Raw genomic sequence first — 17,877 nt, forward strand, 5'->3', positions numbered from 1 at the left:
CGGGTGAGCCCGTGGTGGCGATTTCGCGATGCGCGAACACCGGGGCCCCGGGGGTCCCGCGTAACGTAAGAGGTATGAGCGATCTCCCCTTCGGCTTCTCGAACCGCGACGACGACGAGTCGGGTAAGCGTCGCGACGAGGCGAACGGACCCGGCGGAAACGATCCGTTCGGGTTCGGGGCGGCGGGCGCGGGCGGCTTCGACCCGTCGCAGCTCGGTCAGATGCTGACCCAGCTCGGGCAGATGATCAGCGGCATGGGCCAGGCGACCGGCCCGGGTGGCGCGAACGCGGGCCCGGTCAACTACGACGTGGCCAAACGGCTGGCCCGCCAGCAGCTCGGTGCCTCCGTGGCCCCGATCTCGGCGCAGACCTCCTCGGCGGTGACCGACGCGGCGCACCTGGCCGAGCTGTGGCTCGACGGCGCCACCGTGCTGCCCGCGGGCGCGACCAAGACGGTCGCCTGGACCGCCAACGACTGGATCGAGGAGACCCTGCCCACCTGGAAGCGCCTGTGCGATCCGGTGGCCGAGCAGATCTCGGGCATGTGGACCGCGCAGCTGCCGGAGGAGGCCAGGCAGTTCGCCGGGCCGATGGTCGGCATGCTCGGGCAGATGGGCGGGCTGGCGTTCGGCTCCCAGCTCGGCCAGGCCCTCGGCCAGCTGGCCAAGGAGGTCCTGACCTCCACCGATATCGGTCTGCCGCTGGGCCCGGCGGGCACCGCGGCGCTGCTGCCCACCGCGATCTCCACCTTCAGCGCGGGACTCGAGCAGCCCGAGAGCGAGATCATGGTCTTCCTGGCGGCCAGGGAAGCCGCCCACCAGCGGCTGTTCGCGCATGTGCCGTGGCTGCGCCACCAGGTGCTCGGCGCGGTGGAGGACTACGCGCGCGGCATCAAGATGGACTTCTCGTCGTTGGAGCAGGCCGCGCAGAACATCGACCCGATGTCGCTGAGCGACCCGTCCAAGCTCGAGGAGCTGCTCTCGCAGGGCACCTTCGAGCCGCAGACCACCCCCGAGCAGAAGCAGGCGCTGGAACGTCTCGAGACGCTGCTGGCGCTGATCGAGGGCTGGGTCGACGTGGTGGTCACCGACGCGGTCGGCGAGCGCCTGCCCGGCGCGGGCGCGCTGTCGGAGACGCTGCGCCGCCGCCGCGCCACCGGTGGACCGGCCGAGCAGACCTTCGCCACCCTGGTCGGGCTGGAGCTGCGCCCGCGCAAGGTCCGCGAGGCCGCCGCGCTGTGGCGCCGTCTCACCACCGATGTCGGCATGGAGGGCCGTGACGGCGTGTGGGCCCACCCCGACCTGCTGCCCGATTCCAGCGACCTGGACTCCCCCGCCGGCTTCATCGATTCCGTGATCGGCGGTGGCACCGGCGCGTTCGACGATCCGCTGGCCCAGCTCGCCGAGACCGAGGCGCGGGAACGCGACCAGGCCCGCGGCGAGGGTGACGACGAGTCCGGCACCGACACCGGCAAGCCCTGATCCCGCGCGGTTCCGGCGGGCGGCGAAAATTCTTCGCCCCGCCGGGCCGCGACACGCGTCCCCGTCGGTAATCCCGCCGTTCGACCTGCGGAACGGGAGTTGTCCACAGGCCGACACCCTTGGCCCGACACGCCGAAAGACTGTGGATAACTTGGCTTTCGGCGCCTGAGCCGGGTCGTGCGGCTGGCGATACTTGCGGCATGACGACCACGACACCACTGCGCGGCCCGATGCTGCACCCGCGGGTCATCACCCTGGTCCGGCCCTCGGGCGCGGTCCAGCTGGGCTGGGATCCCGAGCGCGCGCTGCTGCTGGAGACCGCCGAGCTCGACACCGGCACCGTCCTGGCCTTCCTGCGGCTGCTCGACGGCCTGCAATCGCTGCCCCAGATCGTCTGGCGAGCAGGCGAATTCGGAATGAGTCCCGACGCGACCACCACGCTGCTGTCCGCCATCGACGACGCCGGGTTGCTGCTGCGGCCCGAACGCAAACAGGGTGTGGTGCGCGGTGTCACCGTGCACGGGCTCGGGCCGCTGGCCGACGCGGTGACCATGGGCCTGCGCCGCATGGGGCTGCGGCCCGCCCGCTCCCGGGAGTTCCGGGCCGGCACCGCCGTCGGCGCGGGCGGGAATCTGGTGGTGCTCACCGACGCGCTGATGATCGATCCGCGGCTGGCTGTCGATCTGCTGCTGCGCCGCGTCCCGCACCTGCAGGTGCGCATCCGCGACGGTGTCGGGGTGGTCGGTCCGCTGGTCCTGCCGGGCGACACCAGCTGCCTGCGCTGCGCCGACCTGACCCGCACCGGTTTCGACGCCGACTGGCCGCATCTGGCCGCCCAGCTGCTCGGCCGCACCGGGCACGCCTCCCCCGCGGGCATCGCCGCCACCACGGCGCTGGCCCTGGGCGAGCTGGAGACCATCGTGGCCTGCTCCCCGCGCAGGCGACCGGACACCCTCGACGCCACGATGGAGCTGAATCTGGACACCCACGAGATCCAGCACCGGCCGTGGCCACCACACCCGGACTGCGGGTGCCGCACCCTGTCCGGCACCGGGCCCGAGGCCGGCCGATGAGCGGTCTCACCAGGCGGTGTGAGCATTCCCATGGCACACCGGCGGCAAGTTCGGCCATGATGGGTAGCGTGTCCGAGATCGTGCGCCGCAGTTCCAGCCGCAATGCCAAGTTGGCCAAGATTCCACTCGGCATCGCCGGACGAGCCGCCGTCGGTTTCGGCAAGAAGCTCGTCGGCGGTGACAAGCAGCAGATCAACGCGACGCTGAACCAGAAGGCCGCCGAACAGCTGTTCACCGTGCTGGGTGAGCTCAAGGGCGGCGCGATGAAGTTCGGCCAGGCGCTGAGTGTGATGGAGGCCGCCGTCCCGGAGGAGTTCGGCGAGCACTATCGCGAGGCGCTCACCAAGCTGCAGGCCGCCGCGCCGCCGATGCCCGCCGAGACGGTGCACCGGGTGCTCGACCAGCAGCTGGGCACCAAGTGGCGTGAGCGCTTCCAGTCCTTCGACGACACCCCGGCCGCCTCGGCCAGCATCGGTCAGGTGCACCGGGCGGTGTGGTCCGACGGTCGCGCCGTCGCGGTGAAGGTGCAATACCCGGGCGCCGACGAGGCGTTGCGCGCCGACCTCAAGACCCTGTCCCGGATGACCGGACTGCTGTCCTCGGTGATCCCCGGCGCGGATGTGAAGCCGCTGCTGGCCGAGATCACCGAGCGCACCGAAGAGGAACTCGACTACCGCACCGAGGCGGCCAATCAGCGCCGCTTCGCCGCCGCGTTCGACGGGCATCCGCAGATCGTGGTGCCGCGGGTGGTGGCGGGCGCGCCGAAGGTGATCGTCACCGAATGGCTCGACGGCACGCCGGTCTCCCAGCTCATCGCCGCGGGCGCGGCCGACCCGGAAGGCACCAGGGCCCAGCGCAACCGGATCGCCGAGCTGATGGGCGTGTTCCACTTCTCCTCGCCCGAGAAGGCCCGGCTGCTGCACGGCGACCCGCACCCCGGCAACTTCCTGGTGCTCGGCGACGGCAGGCTGGCGGTGCTCGATTTCGGCGCGTGCGCGCCGATGCCGGACGGTTTCCCCGAGATCCTGGGCCGGATGCTCGCGCTGGCGGTCGCCGAGGACTACGCCGCCCTCACCGAGCTGATGCACGAGCACGGCTGGGTGATTCCGGGCCGGACGGTGACCCACGAGGAGATCGCCGCCTACCTGCGCCCGTTCAGCGACCCCATCCGCACCGACACCTTCCACTTCACCCGCGCCTGGATGCAGCGGGTGGCGGGCAAGGCCTCGGAGTTCACCAGCCCGGAGATGAAAACGGCGCGGGCGCTGCAACTTCCGGCCGAATATCTGATGATCTTCCGGGTGCTCGGTGGCTCGGTGGGCATCCTCGCCCAGCTCGACGCCGAACTCGGCTTCATGAACCTGGTCCGCACCTGGGTGCCCGGCTTCCGCGCCGAGCAGGCTTCCTAGCCGGCCCTCCCGCACGAAACAAACGAACCGCTCACCGGAACTCGGTGAGCGGTTCGTTTGCGGTACAAGCCTTTTCCGGGAATCATGCCGGGATCGCGACCTTGCGCGGGCGACCACGCGGGCGCTTGCGGGCGATCACGACACCCTGGTCGAAGATCTCACCGCCCCAGACACCCCACGGCTCGGCGCGGTCGATGGCCGCGGTCAGGCAGCCCTTGCGGATCGGGCAGGCGGCGCACAGTTGCTTGGCCTGCTCCAGGTCGTTCGGGCTCTCGGCGAACCACAGATCAGGGTTTCCGGCCCGGCAGGGCAGGGACGCCACGGTTCGGCATGTCACGTCAGTAGTGGCCGACGGCCATTCCTGGGCGGTGAACACGTCGTTCTCCTTCAGCTCGTTTGCAGCGGTTGTTCGTTCGGTGTGCGAACCCGGTGCCGACGGCTGAGGAGCCGAATGAAAAAGGCCACGGATTTCGCTTCTCGCGATCCGTGGCCAGGAGGTCTGGGAGGAGGTTCCCTAGTACCTAGTTCGACATTTCTGCCGAGACCTGAGCACGGTCGCTGGGTGGACACGGAGGCGGATTGCGCCGGTGAATTCGGGTGCGTACCCGATCTCGACGGCCGGTGCTGCCGGTGCCTCGAAGGCCGCCGGCTGCCAACCCACGCTGGGCTTGTCCTGGAGACGAATCGGGGTGTGCTGATGAACGACAGTCATCGGCACAGCGGTGGTATCGACGCCGGACAGACCGGTCCCCTGCAGAGCGAGGACCCCCCGGGAGGCCGACACCATGGACGTATTCACCAGGACGCATTTCGCGAATGCATCGAACGTGGTGTTGCTGTTCATCTGACTGCCTCCCTCCTGAACTCGTGTGCTGATAGAAACCCGCGCCGAGATCACTCTCGGTGCGTGTTCTCCACCATAGGCAATGATCGAGAACCGAACAACCTATTTTCTACCTGCGGTTTTGTGTCGTTGCCCGCATCCGGGACGCGACGATGGCGAGGACGTCCGCGCCGTACTGCTCGATCTTCTTCGCGCCGATGCCGGCGATGGCGGCCAGCGCGGCGTCGTCGGCGGGCAGCTGTTCGGCGATCGCGGTGAGTGTGGTGTCGGTGAAGACCACGAACTCGCGCACCCGCAGCGCCTCGGCCTTCTCGGCACGCCATTCCCGCAGCGCCTCGAGCAGCTGCTGGTCGAGCTCGGCGGGGCAGCGGCGGCAGCGGCCCAGCATGGTGGCGTAGGTGCCGATCAGCGGTTTCGCGCAGACCCGGCACAGCGGGCGCTTGCCGTCGGCGTCCTTCGGGCCGTCGGCGGTGGCGGCGATGCGGGAGGCGGGCGAGTCGTCGGGGACCAGCCCGTTGAGGAACCGGGAGCGCCTGCGGGAGCGCCGGCCGCCCTCGGCGCGGGCCAGCGCCCAGGACACGGCCAGGTGCTCGCGGGCCCGGGTGACGCCGACGTAGAGCAGCCTGCGTTCCTCCTCCAGCGCGGCCTGGTCGGACGGGCTGCCGTCGTCACCGAGGACGTGCTGGATGGGCAGGGTGCCGTCGCTGACGCCGACCAGGAACACGGCATCCCATTCCAGGCCCTTGGCGGCGTGCAGGGAGGCCAGCGTGACGCCGTCGACGGTCGGCGGGTGCTTGGCCTCGGCCCGGGTCGCCAGTTCGCGCAGCAGCCCGGTGAGGTCGATGTCCCCGTCGTGGCCCACCAGTTCCTCGGTGAGCTGGACCAGCGCCAGCAGCGAGGACCAGCGTTCCTTGGCCTGCGCGCCCGCCGGTTCCTCGGCGGTGAGCCCGACCGGCGCCAGTACCGCGCGGACCAGGGTGATCAGCTCGGCGCCGCCGCGCGCCTCGTCGGGCAGGTCGTCGCGGGCCTCGGCCTGGCGCAGCGCCTGCACCGCCTGGCGGACCTCCTGACGCTGGAAGAACCCTTCGCCGCCGCGCACCTGGAACGGGATGTCGCGGGCGTTGAGCGCCTGCTCGAACGGCTCGGACTGGGCGTTGATCCGGTACAGCACCGCGATCTCGGCGGCGGGGGTGCCCGCCGCGATCAGCTTCTTGATCCGGCCCGCGACGGCGGCGGCCTCGGCGGGCACGTCGGGGTACTCGGCGAATTCGGGTTCGGGGCCGTCGGGGCGCTGCCCGATCAGGGCGAGGCGGGTGCCCGCGATGCGGCCCCGGGCGGCGCCGATCACCCGGTTGGCCAGCGACACCACCTGCGGGGTGGAGCGGTAGTCGCGTTCGAGGCGGACGACGGTGGCGTCGGGGAACCGGCGCGAGAAGTCCAGCAGGTAGTTCGGGGTGGCGCCGGTGAAGGAGTAGATGGTCTGGTTGGCGTCACCGACGACGGTGAGGTCGTCGCGTTCACCGAGCCAGGCGTCGAGCACGCGTTGCTGCAGGGGCGTGACGTCCTGGTACTCGTCGACGACGAAACTGCGGTAGCGGCCGCGGAACTCGTCGGCGACGGCCGGGAAGTCCTCGAGCGCGGCGGCGGTGTGCAGCAGCAGATCGTCGAAATCGAGGAGCAGTCCGTCGGGCGAGGTCTTCATCGATTCGTAGCCCGCGTACACCTGGGCGACCCTGGTCACCTCGACCGGCGCGTCGCGGTGATGCCTGGCCGCGGCGGCGGGATAGTCCTCGGGCGCGATGAGCGAGGCCTTGGCCCATTCGATCTCGCTGAGCAGGTCGCGGATCAGTTCGGTGGAGGTGCCGAGTCCGGCGCGGTGCGCGGCCTGCGACACCACCGGGAACTTGCTGTCGAGCAGCCGCCACGGCACCTCGCCCACGACCTGCGGCCAGAAGTAGCGCAGCTGGCGCAGCGCGGCGGCGTGGAAGGTACGGGCCTGCACCTGACCGGCCTCGCCGCCGAGTCCCATGGAACGCAGCCGGTTACGCATCTCGCCCGCGGCCCTGGCGGTGAAGGTGACCGCGAGCACCTGGTCGGCCTTCACGTGTCCGCCCGCGATCAGGTGGGCGATGCGGTGGGTGATGGTCCTGGTCTTGCCGGTGCCCGCACCGGCGAGCACGCACACCGGCCCTCGGGGCGCCCGCACCGCGGCTGCCTGTTCCGGGTCGAGGGCGGTGAGTTCGAGTGCTGGCACGGGCACCATCATGACAGCGCCCGCCGACAACCGGCCCCGAAGCCCGCCGGACCTCGACCTACGGCGCGGCGCCGCCGTCGCGCAGTGCCCGCAGCTGTCCCGCGAAGCCGGTCACCTCCGCGCCCAGCGGCGCGAAGAACTCCCGGTCACACGATTCCACGGCGACGACGGCCCGGTTCGCCAGGGCGACGCCGGTGGCGGTGGGCACCAGGGCCCTGGCCCGCCGATCGCGCGGGTGCGCGCGACGCTCGACCAGCCCCTTCTGTTCGAGCGTGCGCAGCACCTGCGAGGTCATCATGGGGTCGGTGGCGGCGTGCTCGGCCAGGTCCCGCTGGCGCACCGCGTCGTCGGCGCGGCCGGCCAGGTAGCTCAGCGAGGCCAGCAGCACGAACTGCACGTGGGTGAGGTCGAACGGGGCGAGCGCGGCCCGGACGGCAGCTTGCCAGCGGTTGGTCACCTGCCACAGCAGCAGCCCCGGGCTGTGCTCGGCCTCGTCGAACTCGGTGCGCAGCCCCCCGGTCACGCGCGGCCCACGGCGGCGTCGACGGCCTCGGCGCGGGCGATCAGCGCGGCCAGGTCGGGCGCGACCGACGCGGCCACGTCGCGGCCGAGGACGAGGTGCCACAGCCGGCGCAGCGGCCCGTCCAGTTCCACCCGCACGGTGACCGTCACCCGGCCCGCACCCGCAGGGACGACGGTGTGCGCGAAGGTCAGGGTGGCTCCGAGCAGGCGCGAGACATCGACGAACTCGGTGTCGGTGAGCCGGGTGACCTCGAATCGCACCGCGGGCCCGCCCTTGGGCTTGAGCCTGCCCGTCGCGCCCTCGGCGAACGGGCCGTCGAGCCGGACCCAGGCCGTGTCGGCGTTCCATTCCGGCCAGCTCGCCATGTCGCCCCAGATGGCGAACAGCGTGGCAGGCGTGGCGACGGTCTCGGCGGTGGCCTCGGCAAGAATCATGAGGTTAGTATGCGCGCTTACTATTTGCCGGGCAAGACCCGGCGCGGAACAGGACGCGCTTCCCCGACGTTGCACATCGCGTGACTGACGCAACCACCGATCTGACGATGTACTCGACCACCTGGTGCGGCTACTGCCGTCGCCTCAAGACCCAGCTCGACGAGGCGGGCATCACCTACACCGTGATCGACATCGAGGACGACCCCGCCTCGGCCGACTTCGTCGGCAGCGTGAACAACGGCAACCACGTCGTCCCGACGATCAAGTACCGCGACGGTTCCACCGCGACCAACCCGTCGCTGTCCCAGGTCAAGCAGGCACTAGCCGCCCTGGCCTGACAACTCCTCGCGACTCACACGCCCCGACCTCGAGGAGGGGCAGGCCGACGCAGTCGGCCGTCGCGGCCGGGACACCAGGGGCCGCGACTCGAGCGCGCCAGCGCTCCGACTACTCCGCCCAGGATTCGATGATCGTGCGCGCGATCGAGATGGATCCGGGCACCAGCAGCCGCGCGCCCTGATCCCGCGCCGACCAGTCCCCGGCGCGCAGGGCCGCGCGGACCTCCTCGCGGGTGAACCAGTGCGCCTCGGCGATCTCGCCGTCGGAGAACACCAGTTCCTGCGCCGGGTCGCCGACCGCGGCGAAGCCGACCATCAGCGAGCGCGGGAACGGCCACGGCTGGCTGCCGAGGTAGGTGACGTCGGTGACATCGACGCCCACCTCCTCGTGGATCTCGCGGACGACACAGCGTTCGAGCGATTCGTTCGCCTCCACGAAGCCGGCCAGCAGCGAGAACATCGTCGCGGGCCAGCTCTGCTGACGGGCCAGCAGTACCCGATCGGCGCCGTCGTGCACCAGGCAGATGATGGCCGGGTCGATCCGCGGGAATTCCTCCTCGCCCGCCGCGGTGAGCCGGGACCAGCCCCCGCGCGACAGCGTGGTCGTCGTCCCGTCGCCCCCGTGGAAGCCGGCCCGGTCGTGCCAGTTCAGCAGGGCATAGGCGGTGGCCAGCAGGTCGGCGGTGAAATCGTCGACGGCGCCCAGCGCCCGCAGATCCTTGAGGGTGCCCTCCAGCTCGGGCTCGCGCACGGCCCACAGGTGGCTGCCGTCGGCGACGCCGAGGAACACCGCGCCGACTCCGGGCTGTTCGCCGAGGGTGACGGCCGCGTCGAGGACGACGCCGGCGCTCTCCACCCGCACCCGTCCGCGCGCGTCGACGCGCAGCACCTTGGCCTTACCCCACCCCTCCCGCAGCGCGTCCGGATCGAGCCGGACGTGCTCGGCACGGTCGATGGCAGAACGCGACAGCAGCGGAACGTCTTTCAGGCGAAACGACACACTCCGAGCCTAGCCCGCGGCGCCGTCCCCGGACTACTTGGTGGCGGCGCGGCGGATGTAGAGCAGCTTGTCGCCGGAATCGAGCGCGTCGACCTCGGGTTCGCCCACCCGGATGAGGGTGCCGTTGCGGACCACGCCGAGCACGATGTCGCTCAGGTGCCGCGGCGAGCCGCCGACCTCGCCGGGCTCCACCTCACGTTCGGCGACCGCGAAGCCCGCCTCGGGCGTGAGCAGGTCTTCCATGACCTCCACGACCGTGGGCGTCGTGGTGGCGATGCCGAGCAGCCTGCCCGCGGTCTCGGAGGACACCACCACCGAGTCGGCGCCGGATTGGCGCACCAGGTGGGTGTTCTCGGCCTCGCGGATGGCGACCACGATCTTGGCGGTCTTGTTCAGTTCACGCGCGGTGAGGGTGACCAGGGTGGCGGTGTCGTCGCGGTTGGTCGCGACGATGACCGCGGCGGCGCGCTGCACGCCGGTCAGCCGCAGCACGTCGGACTTGGTGGCCGAGCCGTGCACGGTGACCAGTCCCGCGTTCGCCGCCGCTTCCAGCGCCACGGCGTCGGTGTCGACGACCACGATCTCGGACTGCTGCACCCCGTCGCCGATCATGGCGTCGATCGCGGTGCGTCCCTTCGTGCCGTAGCCGACGACGACGGTGTGATTGCGCACGGTGTGCCTCCATCGCTGAATCTTGAACGCCTGCCGCGACCGTTCGGTGAGCACGCTGAGGGTGGTGCCGACCAGCACGATCAGGAACAGGACACGCAGGGGGGTGATGACGATCGTGTTGATCAGGCGCGCCATCGGGCTCACCGGGGCGATATCGCCGTAGCCGGTGGTCGACAGGGAGACGGTCGCGTAGTACATCGCGTCGAGGAACGACAGCTCGTCGCCGGTGTTGTCGCGGTAACCGTCGCGCCCGATGTACACCACGGTGGCCGCGGCGAACAGCAGCCCGATCGCGAACAGCACGCGCCGGGTGAGCGAGATCCACGGGCTGGTCTGGGCCGCCGGGATCCGCAACATCCCGACCAGCGCGTAGTCCGGACTGGTACCGAGCCCGATCGGGCGGCGGGGGTCCCCCAGCATCGCGGTCGTCCTTTCGCTCGGCCCGTCACCGATCCGTCGGGAGCCGGGACAAACCCGGAGCCTACTGCCTGTGCGGGCGAGGGGCTCAGTCGACGTCCGGGACCGGCGCGGCGTCGCGGATGAGCTGTTCGAGTTCACGCGGGCCCGCCAGTTCGGCGGGCGCGATGGTGCGCCCGGACCGCACGTAATGGAATGCCGCGCCGACGCGTTGGAGCATCTGGTCCTCGCTCGCGCCGGTGCGGGCGGCCATCAGCCGGGCCCAGGCCAGCCGGTAGACGGCGAGCTGCATGGCGACGGCGGCTTCGTCGGCGGGTCCCGGCTCGGCGCCGGTCTTCCAGTCCACCACCACCCAGCGTCCGCCCGGTTCGGCGAACACCGCGTCCATCCGGCCGCGGATCACCGTGCCCGCGATGCTGGTCTCGAACGGCACCTCCACGTCGATCGGGTTGCGGTGCGCCCACGGCGATCGCCGGAACGCGGCCTGCATGGCGGCCAGTTCGCGGTCGGCGCGCCCGAGCTCGGCGGCACTGTCGGCGGCGCCGGGCAGTTCGTCGAGCCCGAGCAGCTGTTCGGTGCCGAACCAGGACTGCACCCAGGCGTGGAAGGCCGTGCCGCGGCGGGCCATCGGGTTGGGTGGGTACGGCAGTGGCCTGCGCAGCCGGGCGGCGAGGCGGGTGGGGTCGGCGCGCAGTTCCACCAGGGCGGTGGCGGGGAGCTGGCCGGGCAGTTCCACCTGCTGGTCGGCGAGTTCGGCGGCGGTGAACTCGGCGAGCAGCGCGTCGACGTCGGTGGCCCAGCCCTCGGGGTCGTCGGCGTCCGGGTCGTCGGGAACCGCCGGGCCCGACCGCAACTGGTCCAGGGCGTCGCGGACGAGCGCCGCGCCCTGTTCGATCGGGTCGCGCCGGTTGCCGAGCGGGTCGCGCGGCCACGGCGCGGTGGGCGGGTTGTCGGCGAAGGGGTTGACGGCGTCGGGCGGTGGCTGTTCGTCCCAGCGCGCGATGGTGGCCACGCCGAAGGCCGGACTGCCGGGGTCCTCGTTGGCCTGCTTGAGTTCGAGCAGGAACTCCGACGGGCCCTTCTGGGCCGTGCCGGTCTCGGGCCAGTAGAAGGCCGAAACCAGCAGTACCCGTTCGGTTCTGGTGAGCGCGACATAGAACAGGCGGCGTTCCTCGTCGAGGCGGCGGCTCTTGAGCGCGTCCTTGTGGTCGACGAGCGCGCGCTCGAGTTCGGCACGGTCGCCGACCCCGCTCAGGTCGAGCACCGGGACGCCCTCGGAGGCGTCGGGCTGGGCGCGGTCGCCGCGCAGCGCGGTGGGCAGTTCGGCCAGCGCGCCCAGCCAGGTGCTCAGCGCGGTGGTGGACGGGAACACCGACGCGCTCACATGCGGCACGGCGACGACTTCCCACTCCAGCCCCTTGGCCGCGTGCACTGTGAGCACCTGCACCCGGTCGCGGGCGACCTCCACTTCGCCCGGCTCCAGACCGTTCTCGACGGATTCGGCGGCGGTGAAGAAGGCCAGCAGACCGCTCAGCGAGGCCCGGGTGTCGGCCGCGTAGCCGGCCACCACCTCGGCGAACGCGTCGAGGTGCTCGCGGCCCGCGCCGCCGCCCGCGATGGCCCGCCGGGCCTGGGTCTCCACTCCCACCCCGATGGTGCGTTCCACGTCGGCCACGAGTTCCACCAGTGGCTGACCGCTGCGCTCGCGGAGCGCGGCCAGTTCCGCACCGAGCGCGGTGATACGGGTGAACCCCGACTCCGAATAGTGCTCGGGCGAACCGGGATCGGCGATGGCGTCGGCCAGGCCCGCCTGTTCGGTGGGTTCCGGCGCGACCTCACGCAGGGCGGTGGCCAGCCCGGCGGCGTCGGTGATCGCGTCGCTCGCGTCACCGGACAGGCTGCCGATGGACAGCATCCGGGCCCGCCGGGCGAGGGCGGCGAGATCGGCCACACCAAGGCGCCAGCGGGCACCGGTGAGAATCCGGATCGCGGCGCTGCCGGTGCCCGGTTCGGCGATGAGCCGCAGGGTGGCGACGATATCGGCGACCTCCGGGGTCGCGAGCAGCCCACCGAGGCCGACGATCTCGACCGGCAGGCCCTGCTCGCGCAGTGCTTCCGCGATCGGCGCGGCATCGGCGTTGCGCCGGATCAGCACCGCCGAGGTGGGCGGCGGCTGCTCGGCTTCGCGGGCCGCCGCCCATTCCCGGGCTATCCGCTCGGCGATCCAGTCACGTTCCTGGGCAACGGTTTCGGTGAGCGCCAGTTCGACCACGCCCGGCTGCGCCGCCGGTTTGGCGCGCAAGGCGTCGACGGTGGCGCCACCCGCGGCCTTCGCGCGCAGCCGCAGCGGATCCGCCACCAGGTTCGCCAGGGCGAGCGCTTCGGGCGGGTTCCGCCAGCTGGTGAGCAGCGGCAGGATCGGCGCGGGAACGCCGGGCGCGGCGGGGAAGTCGGTGGCGAAGCGCGGAAGGTTCGCGGCCGAGGCGCCACGCCAGCCGTAGATCGACTGCATGGGGTCGCCGACCGCGGTCACGGCCAACGTGCCGGGGTCCCCGTTCGCGCCCGCTCCCGTGCCGGGTCGACCGGCGGTCAGGTCCGGAGAGCCGGTGCCCGGCCCGTGGTCCCGCATGACCGAGGTCTGGTCGGCCGCATCCACGGCCGGCACCGGCTCGGCGACTTCTTCTGTCCCCCACAGCATGTCGACATCGGGTGGCGGCGCGCTGGGCGCCCGCTCCCGCACGCGCACCGGCCGGGGCCGATCCTGCCGCACCGCCTCGGCATTGCCGAACAACGCCGACAGCAGCACCCGCTGCGCGTGGCCGGTGTCCTGGTACTCGTCGAGCAGCACCAGCTTGAACCGATCCCGTTCGGCGGCGGCGACTTCCGGATGGTCCACGGCCAGCTGCGCGGCCAGCGACATCTGCGAGCCGAAATCCAGCGCGCCCCTCCGGTTCAGCGCCTCGGCCAGCTGCCGGACCAGGGGCAGCAGGCCCACACGCTCGCGCTGCGCGTCGACGACGGCGGTCAGCGCCTTGCTCGGTCCGCCGCGCTGTCGCGGTCCCGCGGGCAGCGTGTAGACCAGTTTCTCCAGTTCGGCGTGGGCCTCGGCGAGCTGTTCGGGTTCCACCAGATGCTCGGCGAGCTGCCCGGACAGCGCGAGCACCGCCTCGGTCACCGAGACCGGGGTGCGATCGGTGTCGAGGTCGCCGTCCCAGGACCGCACCACCTCGTGCGCCAGCTGCCACAGCTGGGTCTGGGTGAGCAGCGCGGCCGACGGTTCCACCGGCAGCAACAGCCCGTGCGCGGTGAGCAGCCTGCCCGCGTACGAGTGATAGGTGCTGATCTCGGGTTCGGCGCCGGAGATCAGCGTGCGCAGCGCGCCCGACGGATCGATCTCACGCACCAGCGGCGACCCGGCCAGCCGGGCCAGGCGGGTCCGGATCCGGGAGGTCAGCTGCTGGGCAGCCTTGCGGGTGAAGGTGAGCCCGAGGACCTCGTCGGGGGCGACGAGCCGGTTGGCCACCATCCACACCACGCGCGCGGCCATGGTCTCGGTCTTGCCCGCGCCCGCACCCGCCACCACCAGGGTCGGTTCCGCGGGGGCGGCGATGACGGCCGCCTGTTCGGCGGTCGGCGGCGGCAGCCCGAGCGCGTCGGCCAGCCGCTGCGGGGTGACGCGCACGCCGCTCACTCGTCGGTCACCTGCCGTCCGGTGTCCTGCACCGGGCAGCTGCCCGTCACCGGGCAGTGCCTGCACCCGTCGTTGCGGACGGCCAGGTAACCCGGCCCGCGGGTGGCGGCGGCGGCATCGTGGATCGTGGTGCGCCAGGTCTCGAGGCCTTCGGCGTCGAGCGCGGTCTGGGCGCGTTCGGTGGCGCCGGTCTTGCGGTTCGGTTTGGCGACGTAGACCAGCCGCGCACCCCCTGGGTCGGCGGGAGCCTCGGTCTCCTCCTCGTCGAGGGCGCCGTGGGCGGCGGCGACCTGATAGGTGGCGAGCTGGGCGTGGTCGGCGGTGGACTTCTCCGAGACGGGGTTCTTGCCGGTCTTCACGTCGACGATCACGAAGCGCCCCTGCGCGTCCCGCTCGAGCCGGTCGATCCGGCCACGGATCCGCACCGCGCGCTCACCCTCGGCGCGCGCGGGCAGCACGCAGTCCACCGGCACCTCCACCCCCGCCTGGGTGAGTTCGCCGCGGGTGGCGCGCACCCAGGCCAGGAAGGTCTCCAGCATGGCCTCGGTGCGGCGCAGTTCCTGCCGCGAGTGCCAGCCGTCGGCCGGGTCGACGGTCTTCCACGCCTGTTCGAGGGCCGCGCGGACCTGCGCTTCCGGCACCTCCCCGGCCAGTGCCTGGACCAGCGTGTGCACGAGATTGCCCTTCACCGCGTGCGGGTTGTCGCCGTCGGTGCCGCCGTGGCGTTCCAGCGCCCAGCGCAGCGGGCAGCTGCGCAGCAGTTCCACCGTCGACGGGGAGAGCCCGATCGGGGAATCGTCGTCGTCCCACAGTTCGCGCTCGGAGCTGAGTTCGGCGGTGCCGTACCAGTCGCCGGGGTCGGTGCCGGGGACCCCGGCGTCGGCGAGCCGGGCCAGCTGGTGGGCGGCTCTGGCGCGCCGGTCGGGGTCGGTCGCGAGATCGCAGACCACGCCGCGCAGTTCGGCGACCAGCGCGTGCATCACCAGCGCGCGCCCGGGGTCGGCGACCGGCAGGGCGCCCGGCTCGCCGGTGTCGTCGTCACCGAGCAGTTCGGTGAGGAATCGCGACGGCACCAGATCCTGGTCGCCCGCGGCGGATTCGACCGCGGTGACCAGCAGCGACCGCCGCGCCCGGCTGCACGCCACCAGCAGCAGCCTGCGTTCCTCGGCCAGGATCGGCGCCGCCCGGCTGGTCGTCGCGCCGGGATCGACCCCGGCGACCAGGTCGACGAGGTCCTCGGTGTGCAGCAGCGTGCCCCTGGCGCGCGGGTTGGGCCAGATGCCCTCCTGCACGGCGGCCACCGCCACCACATCCCATTCCCGGCCCGCCGCCGCGTGCGCGCTGAGCAGCGACACCGCCTCGCCCTCGGCGGCCAGCGGCCTGCCCTGCTGCGGAATCTGCTGGTGCAGCAGGTATTCGACGAAACCGTCGATACTCGCCTTGGGCAGCCGGTCGACATAACCCGCGGCCGCGTCGAACAGTTCCACCGCCGCGTCCAGGTCCCGATCGGCCTGCATGCCCGCGGCGCCGCCGCGCCGCGATTGCCGGAACCAGCGACGTTCCAGCCGCGAGCTGGTCCACAGCGTCCACAGCACGTCTTCGAGACCCTGGCCCCTGGCCTGAGTCTCACGCGCCTTGCGCACCGCGCGCAGGACTCGTTGCAGCGGTGCGGCTTCCACCTCGGTGAGGCCGTCGAGCAGCCGTTCCTCGCCGATGCCGACGATGAGGTCGCGCAGCACCTCGGCCGAGGACTGGTCGATGAGCGGCACCGCGGGCGGTTCCGGTTCCGGGCGGGGCGGACCGGCCAGGACCGGCGGTGCGGCGGGCAGGGTCTCGGCGTCGAGGACGTCGATGTCGTCGGGCAGGCGGTCGGCGATGTCCCAGTCGGGTTCGGGGTCGGGGCGCAGCGGGTCGTCCGGATCCGGTGGGGGCGGGAGCCATTCGTCGTCGACGCGGTCGGGGTCGGGTAGTTCCGGTGGCGGCGGAGCGGGCTCGTCCCACAGGTGGAACTGGCCGCCGCCGTCGGCGTAGGGGTCGGCCGCGGCCAGCGCGCCCGTGCGCTCCAGGTCGAGGACCGTGCGGCGCACACCGCGCCGCAGCCGGCGCAGCGCGATCTGATCCGCGCCGCCCAGCGGACCGGACAGCAGGTCCATGGCGTCCTCGGGGGAGAACATCGCATCGATGGCGCGGCGCGACCCCGGCCGCGCCGGGTCCCCCGCGAGCAGCACCCGCAACGCCAGCACCATCCACGCCGCGCCTCGCCTGCGCGCCAGCGGTTCGGCCACCGCGGGCCTGCGCACCGGCACCCCCGCCGCCAGCAGGGCCCGCCGCAGCGGCGCCAGCGACAGCGGAACCGAGCGCACGATCACCGCCATCGACGACCACGGGATGCCGTCGGTGAGATGGGCGCGACGCAGATGATCGGCGATCAGCGCCGCTTCCTTCGCCGCGGTCGAGAGCACCCGGACCCGCACACTGGACTCGTCGGCCTCGCGCGGATCATCTTGCGCATCAGGAGGATTCGTCACCGGCGTCGCATCACCGCGCACGTCATCCGGACCGGCGGGCCGTCCCGGAACTTCCCACCGTGACGGATCTTCCGCGCTCCGTGACTCCTGCCCCGGGAGCACCCGGTGCCGCGCGCTGCCCGGCAGCCGCGCCGCGATCCGCGCCGTGGCGAGGCGGATCGGCGCACCGCTGCGATGGTTGTGCCGCAAGATGATCCGCCGCTGCGGCACCGTGTCGAGCTCGGTGAGGAAGCGGGCGTCGGCGCCCCGGAAGGTGAACACGCCCTGGTCCGGGTCGCCGGTGATCACCGTGCTCGCGCTGCCGCTGCCGACGGCGCGCACCAGGGTGGCGGCTTGGGGGTCGAGATGCTGGGCGTCGTCGACGAGCAGGTAGCGGATCCGGTCGCGTTCGCCGGCGAGCAGATTGCGGTCACCGGCCAGCGCGTCGAGGGCCGCGCCGACCAGTTCGGCGGCGTCGAGGGCGGGCGCGGTGGCTTCCGGCGCGGCCACACCCACCGACCAGCGCAGCATCGAGGCCTGCTCATAGCGCTGGAAGAAGCGGCCCGCCGCCACCCAGGCGTCGTTGTCGTGTTCGCGGCCCAGCGCCATCAGGTCCTCGGGCCCGAGCCCGCGTTCGGTGGCGCGCAGCAGCAGGTCGCGGAGTTGTTCGGCGAAGCCGCCCAGCGCCAGCGCCGGGTGCAACCGCGGCGGCCACAGGCCACGCGCGCCCGCCTCGATGTCGTCGAGGTCGCCGCGCAGCATCTCCCGCAGCACGGCGTCCTGTTCGGCGCCGGTGAGCAGCCGGGGCGGCGGGTTGCCGTGCAGGTCGGCGTGGCGGCGCAGCACCGAGAACGCGTAGGAGTGCAGGGTCCGCACCATCGGTTCCCGGCTCGCGCCCGGGATGCCGCCGGCATGCGGGCCCAGCTGGGTGGTGATGGCGTCGCGCAGGGCGGCCGCGGCCTGCTTGGTGTGGGTGAGGACCAGGACGGCGGCGGGGTCGGCGCCGTCGACGATCCGCGCGGTGACCAGGTCGACGAGCAGCGCGGTCTTGCCGGTCCCCGGTCCGCCGAGCACCTGCCACGGCAGCCAGCCGGGGCGCGGCGGGGCGGGCTCGGCCTGCTCGGCGAACAGCGCGCGAACGTCGGCGCCCCAGGCCCGCGGCCGGGGCGCCCGCGTCGTCCGGCGCACGAGTCGCACCGAGCTATCCGATCGCACCACGTCGGCTATTGCAACA

The 17,877-nt window shown here is 72.4% G+C and carries 13 protein-coding genes; 4 read left to right on the plus strand and 9 right to left on the minus strand.

Features of this window, described 5'->3' with window-relative positions:
• Nucleotides 1-74: 74 nt before the first annotated feature.
• The 3 genes from EL493_RS28595 to EL493_RS28605 all read left to right on the plus strand — a co-directional run bounded on the left by EL493_RS28595 (nt 75) and on the right by EL493_RS28605 (nt 3,963).
• Nucleotides 75-1,481, plus strand: a complete 1,407-nt coding sequence (locus tag EL493_RS28595; protein WP_019048605.1) for a zinc-dependent metalloprotease — start codon at nt 75-77, stop codon at nt 1,479-1,481.
• Between the two features lie 200 nt (nt 1,482-1,681).
• A complete protein-coding gene (locus EL493_RS28600; RefSeq protein ID WP_019048606.1) occupies nt 1,682-2,554 on the plus strand; it encodes a TOMM precursor leader peptide-binding protein in 873 nt (290 codons plus the stop codon).
• Nucleotides 2,555-2,613: 59 nt separating this feature from the next.
• Nucleotides 2,614-3,963, plus strand: a complete 1,350-nt coding sequence (locus tag EL493_RS28605) for an ABC1 kinase family protein (protein ID WP_022567084.1) — start codon at nt 2,614-2,616, stop codon at nt 3,961-3,963.
• An 82-nt stretch (nt 3,964-4,045) separates the two neighbouring features.
• On the opposite strand, the gene EL493_RS28610 is transcribed toward EL493_RS28605, so the two are convergent.
• The 5 genes from EL493_RS28610 to EL493_RS28630 all read right to left on the minus strand — a co-directional run bounded on the left by EL493_RS28610 (nt 4,046) and on the right by EL493_RS28630 (nt 8,018).
• Nucleotides 4,046-4,339: a WhiB family transcriptional regulator gene (locus EL493_RS28610; RefSeq protein WP_022567083.1), complete on the minus strand. Its 294-nt coding sequence runs from the start codon at nt 4,337-4,339 to the stop codon at nt 4,046-4,048.
• Nucleotides 4,340-4,477: 138 nt separating this feature from the next.
• Entirely contained in the window at nt 4,478-4,807 is a 330-nt protein-coding gene (locus tag EL493_RS28615) for a hypothetical protein (protein ID WP_022567082.1), read from the minus strand.
• Nucleotides 4,808-4,916: 109 nt separating this feature from the next.
• Nucleotides 4,917-7,073 (minus strand): ATP-dependent DNA helicase UvrD2, encoded by a 2,157-nt coding sequence (locus EL493_RS28620; protein ID WP_019048610.1) that lies wholly within the window; start codon nt 7,071-7,073, stop codon nt 4,917-4,919.
• A gap of 46 nt (nt 7,074-7,119) precedes the next feature.
• Entirely contained in the window at nt 7,120-7,584 is a 465-nt protein-coding gene (locus EL493_RS28625; RefSeq protein ID WP_019048611.1) for a MarR family winged helix-turn-helix transcriptional regulator, read from the minus strand.
• The gene (locus EL493_RS28630; protein WP_019048612.1) at nt 7,581-8,018 is read right to left on the minus strand and encodes an SRPBCC family protein; all 438 of its coding nucleotides are present in this window, start codon (nt 8,016-8,018) and stop codon (nt 7,581-7,583) included. The genes EL493_RS28625 and EL493_RS28630 overlap by 4 nt, the downstream gene beginning before the upstream one ends.
• Nucleotides 8,019-8,125: 107 nt before the next feature.
• Between EL493_RS28630 and EL493_RS28635 the strand changes: the two genes are divergently transcribed.
• A complete protein-coding gene (locus EL493_RS28635; RefSeq protein ID WP_019048613.1) occupies nt 8,126-8,356 on the plus strand; it encodes a mycoredoxin in 231 nt (76 codons plus the stop codon).
• Between the two features lie 109 nt (nt 8,357-8,465).
• On the opposite strand, the gene nudC is transcribed toward EL493_RS28635, so the two are convergent.
• From nudC to EL493_RS28655, 4 genes are all read right to left on the minus strand, one after another.
• Nucleotides 8,466-9,356, minus strand: a complete 891-nt coding sequence (nudC, locus tag EL493_RS28640) for an NAD(+) diphosphatase (RefSeq protein ID WP_019048614.1) — start codon at nt 9,354-9,356, stop codon at nt 8,466-8,468.
• 33 nt (nt 9,357-9,389) lie between these two features.
• Nucleotides 9,390-10,448, minus strand: coding sequence for a potassium channel family protein (locus tag EL493_RS28645; protein ID WP_019048615.1), 1,059 nt, complete (start codon nt 10,446-10,448; stop codon nt 9,390-9,392).
• 85 nt (nt 10,449-10,533) lie between these two features.
• A complete protein-coding gene (locus EL493_RS28650; RefSeq protein ID WP_019048616.1) occupies nt 10,534-14,136 on the minus strand; it encodes an ATP-dependent helicase in 3,603 nt (1,200 codons plus the stop codon).
• Nucleotides 14,133-17,831 carry an ATP-dependent helicase gene (locus tag EL493_RS28655; RefSeq protein ID WP_019048617.1) on the minus strand — a complete coding sequence of 1,233 codons (3,699 nt, stop codon included), beginning with the start codon at nt 17,829-17,831 and terminating at the stop codon, nt 14,133-14,135. The genes EL493_RS28650 and EL493_RS28655 overlap by 4 nt, the downstream gene beginning before the upstream one ends.
• Nucleotides 17,832-17,877 lie beyond the last annotated feature (46 nt).

Origin of the sequence: Nocardia asteroides (assembly GCF_900637185.1) — a bacterium.
Lineage (GTDB): Bacteria > Actinomycetota > Actinomycetes > Mycobacteriales > Mycobacteriaceae > Nocardia > Nocardia asteroides.

Coding starts and splice junctions, on each gene's coding strand:
- EL493_RS28615 (WP_022567082.1), bottom strand. CDS start 4,807: ATGAACAGCAACACCACGTTCGATGCATTCGCGAAATGCGTCCTGGTG.
- EL493_RS28605 (WP_022567084.1), top strand. CDS start 2,614: ATGGGTAGCGTGTCCGAGATCGTGCGCCGCAGTTCCAGCCGCAATGCC.
- EL493_RS28645 (WP_019048615.1), bottom strand. CDS start 10,448: ATGCTGGGGGACCCCCGCCGCCCGATCGGGCTCGGTACCAGTCCGGAC.
- EL493_RS28620 (WP_019048610.1), bottom strand. CDS start 7,073: ATGATGGTGCCCGTGCCAGCACTCGAACTCACCGCCCTCGACCCGGAA.
- EL493_RS28600 (WP_019048606.1), top strand. CDS start 1,682: ATGACGACCACGACACCACTGCGCGGCCCGATGCTGCACCCGCGGGTC.
- EL493_RS28635 (WP_019048613.1), top strand. CDS start 8,126: ATGTACTCGACCACCTGGTGCGGCTACTGCCGTCGCCTCAAGACCCAG.
- EL493_RS28595 (WP_019048605.1), top strand. CDS start 75: ATGAGCGATCTCCCCTTCGGCTTCTCGAACCGCGACGACGACGAGTCG.
- EL493_RS28630 (WP_019048612.1), bottom strand. CDS start 8,018: ATGATTCTTGCCGAGGCCACCGCCGAGACCGTCGCCACGCCTGCCACG.